This window comes from Streptomyces coryli (assembly GCF_011044975.1).
GTDB lineage: Bacteria > Actinomycetota > Actinomycetes > Streptomycetales > Streptomycetaceae > Streptomyces > Streptomyces coryli.
In genome coordinates, this window is record NZ_JAAKZV010000332.1 from 1 (window position 1) to 7,243 (window position 7,243).

Consider the following 7,243-nt stretch of genomic DNA (forward strand, 5'->3'; position numbering starts at 1 on the left):
CCCCCACACGTCCCCACCCCCATGCAAGATCGCTACCTCTACCTCGCCCGCCACGCCGAGGCCGTCTCCGAGGACGGCGGTCTCACCGCAGCCGGCCGCCGCCAGGCCGTGCTCTTGGGCCGGCGCCTGCGGGACGTCCCGCTCACAGCCGTGCACCACGGTCCGCTGCCGCGAGCCGCGGAGACAGCCCGGATCGTCGAGGAGCAAGCAACTGGACAGCGCCTACCAGTACGCGCCTGCGAGGCGGCCGGGGACTACGTCCCCCACGTGCCCGACCGCGCCGAGCTGCCAGCGGACATCGCCGACGCCCTGCTGCCACGTCTCGCCTCGATCTCCCCAGCAGAGCGCACCCGCGGGGAGGAGCTCGCCCGGCAAGCGGAGGCCGACTTCACCGGGCCGGTCACGGAGCTGGAGCTGGAGCCGGGCGCCCCGCGCCCGCGCCACGAGCTCGTCGTCACCCACGCCTTCCTTGTCGCCTGGCTGGTCCGTGCCGCGCTCGACGCCCCGGCCTGGCGCTGGATGGGCCTCAATCCCGCCAATGCGGCCCTCACCGTGATCCGTTACGCCCCGACCCGCCCAGCGTCCGTCCTCGTCTACAACGACACGAGCCATCTCGCCGACGAACTCCGCTGGACCGGCTTCCCCGACCCGTTGCGCATCGCCTGAACGCCCTAGCGGCGACGGGGTTTCCCGCCACGACGCCCGCCGCTCTTCGGGCCACCGGCGCCCGTCCGCCGGCCGCCGCCCCCGGCGGCTCCGCCGGGCGCGGCCTTCCGTCCCCGCTCGTTCCCCGCCTTGGCCTTCGCCTTCGCCTTCGCCGTGGGACGTTCCTTCTCCGCCGTGGCCTCCTGGCCCCGCCGTCCCCGTGTGCTGTTGACCGTCCGGCCCCGCACGATCCCGATGAACTCCTCCACCAGGTCCGGCGCCTCCTCCCCCACCCCGGGCCACGACAGCGCCACCTGCGACTGCGGGGCGTCCGTCACCGGGCGGTACGTGAGGTCCTTTCTGTGGTGCAGGCGCGCCAGCGACTGCGGTACGACGAGCAAGCCGATGCCCGCCGCCACCAACTCCACCGCATCCGCCGTCGTCCCCGGGCGCTCGAAGGCCGCCTCGCCGGGAGGGCCGTCCCAGTCCAGGCAGTCGTCCAGGGGGTGCAGCGTCACCTCGTCTGCCAAGTCCGCGAGCGTGACCTCTTCCGCCGCCGTCACCAGGTGGTCCTTCGGGACGATCACCACCGTGGTCTCCGTGTACAGCGGGATCGCGTTGAGCTCCGTACGGTCCACCGGCAGCCGCAGCAGTCCGGCATCCGCCCCGCCCGAGCGCAGCAGCGCAGCCGCTTCCCCCGGTGGTACGGGTACGAGCTCGAGCGGCACATCGCGCAGCCGCTCGTTCCAGACCCCCACCCACTTGCCGGGCGTCACGCCCGGTACGTAGCCGAGCCGGAAAACCTGCGGGTCATCGGTGCCTGTCACCCCGCCAGGTTAGCCGCCGGCGGAGGGGAAGCCGTCGAATGATCGGTAGCCTGGGACGTATGACCTCGCAGCAGAACACCCAGACGATGAAGCCCGCCACCGCGGCGAAGAAGCTGGGTGTGTACCTTCCGGCCACTCCCGCCTCCTTCCAGGAGGGGGTCGTCTCCCGCGCCGAGCTGAACGCGCTGCAGAGCGACCCGCCCGAGTGGCTCCAGGAGCTGCGCCGCAACGGCCCGCACCCCCGCCCCGTCGTCGCCTCCAAGCTCGGCGTCTCGATCTCGGGCCTCGCTCGCGGCGGCATTACGGACCCGCTGACCACCGAGCAGATCGACGCCCTCAAGGCCGAGATGCCCGAGTGGCTGCAGCAGGAGCGCGCCACCCAGGCCGACGTCCGTAAGGAGGCCGCCCGACTGAAGGCCAAGCGGGAGGAAGAGGCCGGGAAGCCCGACAAGAGCGGTCAGTAGCCCCAGCCAGCCACCCCGGTCAGTAGCCCCACCCATCAAAATGCAAGCTCCACTGCCCCGGCCGCCCCATCAGGTTCACCGTCGACAGCGGCATCGGATCGATGTGCCAGTACGAGGGCGGCGGCGCCTTCAGCGCGTAGATCAGCGCCGCCCGTATCACCGACGGCTCCGCCACCGCGATGATGTGGCCGCCGTCCTCCGCGGGCCGGGTGTCCAGCCACTCGCCCACCCGGCGGATGAACATCAGCAGTGACTCACCGCCGTGCGGTGCCGACTGCGGGTCCGCCAGCCAGGCGTCCACCGCGCGCGGCTCCGCCGCCGTCACCTCGCCGAGGGTGCGGCCGCGCCAGCGGCCCATGTCGCAGTCGCGCAGCGCGAGCTGGGCCAGCGGGGAGAGGCCCAGCACCCGCCCGGTCTCGCGGGAGCGCTGCGTCGGCGAGCAGTAGCGCATCTCCGCCGACGCCAGGTGGGACAGCGCCGGAATCGCCCGTTCCGCCTCGGTCCACCCCGCCGCGTCCAGTGGCCGGTCGTCCTCGAAGCGCACGTCGAGGAGGGACGAGCTGCGGGCCGCGGCGAGGAGGGTGAGGCGGACGTTCATGCCCGGGATGCTAGGCGGGAGATCACTCCTTGCCCAGAGCCATCCAGTTCGACGGGTCCTTCAGCGCCGTGAAACCGACCTTCGCGTAAACGCCGTGCGCATCCCCCGTGGCGAGCAGGATGCGCCGCAGGTCGTACGGCTGCAGGTGATCGCGCACGGCGGTCACCATGTCCGTGCCGATGCCCTTGCCGCGCGCCTCCCGCGATACGTACACATCGCACAGCCACGCGAAGTCCGCGAAGTCGGTGACGACCCGGGCATACGCGACCTGGGCGCCGGTCGCGGTGGCATAGACGCCGAAGTTCAGCGACCCGTCGATCGCCCGGTCCTGCTTCTCGCGGCTGCGGCCGATCGCCCAGTAGGCGTCCTCGGAGAGCCAGCGGTGCACCAGGGCGCGGTCCAGGCGGGCGCGGTCGGTGGAGAGCTCATAACCGTCGTGCATGAACGGGCAGGCTACTCGCCGTCTCCCGGGGGACAGACGCCGCCCTCGGCCATAGACTTGCCGTTACGGAACGCTACCGACTCCGTACGGCTTGGAGGACACGCCGATGCGCGCGAACAAGGGCGACAAGCTGTGCACCCACGGTCGCACCGTGGGCCAGCACGACAAGACCGTCGAGGTCATCGAGGTCCTCGGCGCAGAGGGCCCGTATCGCGTGCGGGACGCCGAGGGACACGAGTCGATCCTGTCCCCGGGCCCGGACACCACCCGCGTCGCCGATGGGGCGGCAGGGGAGCCCGGGCCGAGGTAGACACCTCTTACGTCTCAAGCAATCAGCAGCGCGGCGGTCGCGCCGGCTGCTGATAGTGGTCTGCCACGAGCCGGCTGACCGCGCCCAGCGGGTCCAGCGGGAGCTGCTTCGCCGAGAAGTAGATGTTGCCCTTGACCTCGGGATAGTCCTTGCAGAAGGTCAGGTGCCTGGACAGCTCCGCCGGGTCGAACCACGCCGGCGGCTGGCCCGCGGTGCCGACCTTGTAGAGCGCCTCGCCGATGTAGAGGTTCACACCGGTGCCCGCGCAGACGTCGTTCCACCAGGGCACGAGCTTGGCGTAGTCCGCGGCCGCGAAGCCGATGTTCCAGTAGACCTGCGGCGCGATGTAGTCCAGCCAGCCCTCCTTGACCCATTTACGGGTGTCCGCGAAGAGGCTGTCGTAGGTCTGCGCCCCCGCCGTGGTGTCGGAGCCGATCGGGTCGGTGGCCTTGTTGCGCCAGACCGCGAACGGGCTGACGCCGAACTGCACCCGCGGCTTGATCTTCTTGATCCGCCGGCCCAGCTCCAGGATCAGCAGGTCGATGTTGTTGCGCCGCCAGGACGCCTTGTCCGGGAAGCCGGCGCCGTACTGCGCGTACGTCTCGTCGTCCGCGAACTCCTGCCCGGCCACCGGATACGGGTAGAAGTAGTCGTCGAAGTGCACCGCGTCGATGTCGTACTTGCGCACGGCGTCGAGCATGCAGTCCTGGACGAAGCGGCGGACCTCCGGGATGCCCGGGTTGTAGTAGATCTTGCCGCCGTACGGGACGATCCACTCGGGGTGCAGCTTGGCCGGGTGGCTGGGGATCAGCTTCGAGGCGTCGGCGTCATTGCGCACCCGGTACGGGTTGAACCACGCGTGCAGCTCCAGGCCGCGGCGGTGCGCCTCACGTACCGCGAAGCCCAGCGGGTCCCAGCCGGGGTCCTGACCCTGCACGCCGGACAGCCACTCCGACCACGGCTCGTACTTGGACGGCCACATCGCATCGGCGGTCGGCCGCGCCTGGAAGATCACCGTGTTGAGATTGCGCGCCTTCGCCTCGTCGAGGCGGGCGATCAGACCGGCCTTCTGCTCGGCGGCGGTCAGGCCCTTCTTGACCGGCCAGTCTATGTTCGCCACGGTCGCGACCCACGAGCCGCGCATCTGGACCGGCAGATCCCCGCCGTGTCCGTCACGTCGCGGCGCCGCCGCCACCGCCTCGCCGCCCGCGGCCACGCTCGCCACCAGCCCGGCCGCCGCGGCGATCAGCCCGCGCCGCCCCAAGCCGTACGTTCTGTTGCCAGGGTTCTCCGCCTCCATAAACCGCACACCCTCCCCAGACGTCATTCGAAAGTGGTCTGTACCACTCCTCGGCGGCCACATCCTTCCGTCCCCGGTGACCGGGGCACAAGACCCGGGTGGCCGCGAGGTAACGTCAGGCCCGTTACGAGTGACACCCAGGGAAGGGCACGTTGTGGCGGGCAGTGACATTCAAAGCCGTGACATCGAACGCGTTGGCGTCGTGGGCTGTGGGCAGATGGGGGCCGGCATCGCGGAGGTGTGTGCGCGCGCCGGGCTCGACGTGATAGTCGCTGAGATCACCGGGGACGCGCTGGAGTACGGCCGCACCCGGCTCACCAACTCCCTGGGCAAGGCGGCCGAGCGCGGCAAGATCACGGAGGCGGAGCGGGACGCGGCGCTGGCCCGGCTGAGCTTCACCACCGACCTCGGCGAGCTCGGCGACCGCGATCTGGTGATCGAGGCCGTGGTCGAGAACGAGCAGGTCAAGACCGAGATCTTCCAGATCCTCGACCAGGTCATGACCCGCCCCGACGCGATCCTGGCCTCTAACACCTCGTCCATCCCGCTGGTGAAGCTCGCCGTCGCGACCTCCCGCCCCGAGCAGGTCATCGGCATCCACTTCTTCAACCCGGCCCCGGTGCAGAAGCTCGTCGAGCTGATCCCCGCGCTGACCACCAGCGAGGAGACGATCAAGCGCGCGGAGGGCCTGGCCGCCGAGATCCTCGGCAAGCACGCCATCCGCGCCCAGGACCGCTCGGGCTTCATCGTGAACGCCCTGCTGATCCCGTACATCCTCTCCGCGGTCCGGATGTTCGAGTCCGGCATCGCCACCCGCGAGGACATCGACGACGGCATGGAGATGGGCTGCGCCCACCCGATGGGCCCGCTGAAGCTCGCGGACCTCATCGGCCTGGACACGGTGGCCTCGGTCGCCGACTCGATGTACACGGAGTACAAGGAGCCGCTCTACGCCGCTCCCCCGCTGCTGCAGCGCATGGTCGACGCGGGCCGTCTTGGCCGTAAGTCCGGCGCAGGCTTCTACTCCTACGGCTGACCCGCCGGTGGCCGGTCCCACGTTGGGCCCAGCAGAAATCGCGGGGCCCCGCGCGGGCTCATAGCGTCGGCTCCAGTCGACCCCTCACCGGAGAGCTGGAGCCCCGCCGTGCACCGTCGCCGCAGCCGCATATCCGCCGTAGTCGTCCTCACCGGAGCCGTCCTCGCCGTTACGGCCCCGGACGCCGCCGCAGAACCCAGCGCCGAGGTGAGCCCGGCGAACCCGCGCCCGGGGCAGCAGGTCACGCTGACGCTGCGCGGGTGCTCCGATCCCACCGACGGCGGCCGCGCGGAGGGGGCGCTGGTGGGCGACGGCAGCACGGCCCGCTTCCCGGTCGAGGCGACGGACCTGCGGCCGAGCGAGGGCGGGGCGGTCACGGGCACGGCCACGATCTCGCCGGACGCCGAGCCGGGCCGCCGGGCGACGATCTACTTCGCCTGCGGCTCGGACCGGAACACGGTCGCGAACGCGGTCATCACCTTCGCGGGCGCCGCCTCGGCCTCGCCCTCTCCCTCGACGCCCGCCTCCCCCGCCGCGCCGGAGTCCGCGCCTGGGTCCGCACCTGCATCGCCCGCTCCCGCCGCCCCGAGCGCGCCCGCCCGCGGCGGCCTGGGCGGGGCCGCCGGCGACGGCGGCACGACCGAGGTCGCCACGGGCGCCGCGATCTGCCTCGCGGCCGCCGCGGGCGGTGCCGCGCTGCTGCGCCGCCGGCGCCGTACCACCAGCTGAGAAGACCTGGTCACCGGACCGGAGAACCATGCGGCTCACGGCGGCGTTGTAGCTTTAGGCACGACAACGTGCGCACCGCATGCCTTTTCTCGTTCCGTTACCCAGGAGCCCACACCCGTGACGACTCTCGCCCTCGGCCCGCAGTGGCTGGACCCGGACTGGCTGATCCCGACCTTCGGCCTGATCGGGATCCTCGTGATCGTCTTCGCCGAGTCCGGCCTGCTGATCGGGTTCTTCCTGCCGGGCGACTCGCTGCTGTTCACCACGGGACTGCTGGTGGCGAACGGCAAGTACCTGCACTACCCGCTGTGGCTGGTGTGCGTGCTGATCGTGCTGGCGGCGGTGATCGGCGACCAGGTGGGCTATCTCTTCGGCCGCAAGGTCGGCCCGGCGCTCTTCAAGCGCCCGGACTCCAAGCTCTTCAAGCAGGAGAACGTGGAGAAGGCGCACGAGTTCTTCGAGAAGCACGGCCCCAAGTCCCTGGTGCTGGCGCGCTTCGTGCCGATCGTACGGACCTTCACGCCGATCATCGCGGGCGTGAGCCGGATGAACTACCGGACCTTCATCACGTACAACGTCATCGGCGGCGCGCTGTGGGGCGCGGGCGTGACGATCCTGGGCTACTTCCTGGGCCAGATCGAGTTCGTGCACAAGAACATCGAGGCGATGCTGATCCTGATCGTGCTGCTGTCGGTGCTGCCGATCGTGATCGAGTACCTGCGGGCCCGCAAGAACAAGAAGGCGGCGCAGCAGCAGTCGGCCGACGGCACCATCCAGCCGCAGCCGGGCCGCCAGCGCGGGCGGCACGCGAAGCGCTGACGCGCGGCACCCACACTCGTGAGGGGGCGGCGCACTTGAAGTGCGCCGCCCCCTCACGTGAGACCTGTGTCGT

Annotated in this window: 10 protein-coding genes; 6 read left to right on the forward strand and 4 right to left on the reverse strand. The window is 70.9% G+C overall.

Features of this window, described 5'->3' with window-relative positions:
* Positions 1 to 21: 21 nt before the first annotated feature.
* Positions 22 to 666: a histidine phosphatase family protein gene (locus G5C51_RS38250; protein WP_165244896.1), complete on the forward strand. Its 645-nt coding sequence runs from the start codon at positions 22 to 24 to the stop codon at positions 664 to 666.
* A gap of 5 nt (positions 667 to 671) precedes the next feature.
* Here the strand turns inward: G5C51_RS38250 and G5C51_RS38255 are convergent, their stop codons facing one another.
* Complete coding sequence (locus G5C51_RS38255) at positions 672 to 1,472, reverse strand: LysR substrate-binding domain-containing protein (protein ID WP_165244898.1); 801 nt, start codon at positions 1,470 to 1,472, stop codon at positions 672 to 674.
* Between the two features lie 59 nt (positions 1,473 to 1,531).
* Between G5C51_RS38255 and G5C51_RS38260 the strand changes: the two genes are divergently transcribed.
* Complete coding sequence (locus G5C51_RS38260) at positions 1,532 to 1,936, forward strand: DUF5997 family protein (RefSeq protein ID WP_206314770.1); 405 nt, start codon at positions 1,532 to 1,534, stop codon at positions 1,934 to 1,936.
* A gap of 19 nt (positions 1,937 to 1,955) precedes the next feature.
* On the opposite strand, the gene G5C51_RS38265 is transcribed toward G5C51_RS38260, so the two are convergent.
* Both G5C51_RS38265 and G5C51_RS38270 read right to left on the reverse strand, forming a co-directional pair.
* The gene (locus G5C51_RS38265; RefSeq protein WP_165244902.1) at positions 1,956 to 2,534 is read right to left on the reverse strand and encodes a histidine phosphatase family protein; all 579 of its coding nucleotides are present in this window, start codon (positions 2,532 to 2,534) and stop codon (positions 1,956 to 1,958) included.
* 22 nt (positions 2,535 to 2,556) lie between these two features.
* Positions 2,557 to 2,976 carry a GNAT family N-acetyltransferase gene (locus tag G5C51_RS38270; protein WP_165244904.1) on the reverse strand — a complete coding sequence of 140 codons (420 nt, stop codon included), beginning with the start codon at positions 2,974 to 2,976 and terminating at the stop codon, positions 2,557 to 2,559.
* 106 nt (positions 2,977 to 3,082) lie between these two features.
* On the opposite strand from G5C51_RS38270, the gene G5C51_RS38275 reads away from it, so the two are divergent.
* Positions 3,083 to 3,286 carry a DUF1918 domain-containing protein gene (locus G5C51_RS38275; protein ID WP_165244906.1) on the forward strand — a complete coding sequence of 68 codons (204 nt, stop codon included), beginning with the start codon at positions 3,083 to 3,085 and terminating at the stop codon, positions 3,284 to 3,286.
* 22 nt (positions 3,287 to 3,308) lie between these two features.
* Here the strand turns inward: G5C51_RS38275 and G5C51_RS38280 are convergent, their stop codons facing one another.
* Positions 3,309 to 4,586 (reverse strand): glycoside hydrolase family 10-like protein, encoded by a 1,278-nt coding sequence (locus G5C51_RS38280; RefSeq protein WP_165244908.1) that lies wholly within the window; start codon positions 4,584 to 4,586, stop codon positions 3,309 to 3,311.
* A gap of 169 nt (positions 4,587 to 4,755) precedes the next feature.
* Between G5C51_RS38280 and G5C51_RS38285 the strand changes: the two genes are divergently transcribed.
* The 3 genes from G5C51_RS38285 to G5C51_RS38295 all read left to right on the forward strand — a co-directional run bounded on the left by G5C51_RS38285 (position 4,756) and on the right by G5C51_RS38295 (position 7,170).
* Positions 4,756 to 5,622 carry a 3-hydroxybutyryl-CoA dehydrogenase gene (locus G5C51_RS38285; RefSeq protein WP_338118464.1) on the forward strand — a complete coding sequence of 289 codons (867 nt, stop codon included), beginning with the start codon at positions 4,756 to 4,758 and terminating at the stop codon, positions 5,620 to 5,622.
* A gap of 108 nt (positions 5,623 to 5,730) precedes the next feature.
* Positions 5,731 to 6,351, forward strand: coding sequence for a hypothetical protein (locus tag G5C51_RS38290; RefSeq protein WP_165244912.1), 621 nt, complete (start codon positions 5,731 to 5,733; stop codon positions 6,349 to 6,351).
* 117 nt (positions 6,352 to 6,468) lie between these two features.
* Positions 6,469 to 7,170, forward strand: a complete 702-nt coding sequence (locus G5C51_RS38295) for a VTT domain-containing protein (RefSeq protein ID WP_165244914.1) — start codon at positions 6,469 to 6,471, stop codon at positions 7,168 to 7,170.
* Positions 7,171 to 7,243 lie beyond the last annotated feature (73 nt).

What these genes read in the sequence shown, in the direction of transcription:
- G5C51_RS38280 (WP_165244908.1), bottom strand. Translation starts at nt 4,586, where the DNA reads ATGGAGGCGGAGAACCCTGGCAACAGAACGTACGGCTTGGGGCGGCGC.
- G5C51_RS38275 (WP_165244906.1), top strand. Translation starts at nt 3,083, where the DNA reads ATGCGCGCGAACAAGGGCGACAAGCTGTGCACCCACGGTCGCACCGTG.
- G5C51_RS38260 (WP_206314770.1), top strand. Translation starts at nt 1,532, where the DNA reads ATGACCTCGCAGCAGAACACCCAGACGATGAAGCCCGCCACCGCGGCG.
- G5C51_RS38265 (WP_165244902.1), bottom strand. Translation starts at nt 2,534, where the DNA reads ATGAACGTCCGCCTCACCCTCCTCGCCGCGGCCCGCAGCTCGTCCCTC.
- G5C51_RS38250 (WP_165244896.1), top strand. Translation starts at nt 22, where the DNA reads ATGCAAGATCGCTACCTCTACCTCGCCCGCCACGCCGAGGCCGTCTCC.
- G5C51_RS38270 (WP_165244904.1), bottom strand. Translation starts at nt 2,976, where the DNA reads ATGCACGACGGTTATGAGCTCTCCACCGACCGCGCCCGCCTGGACCGC.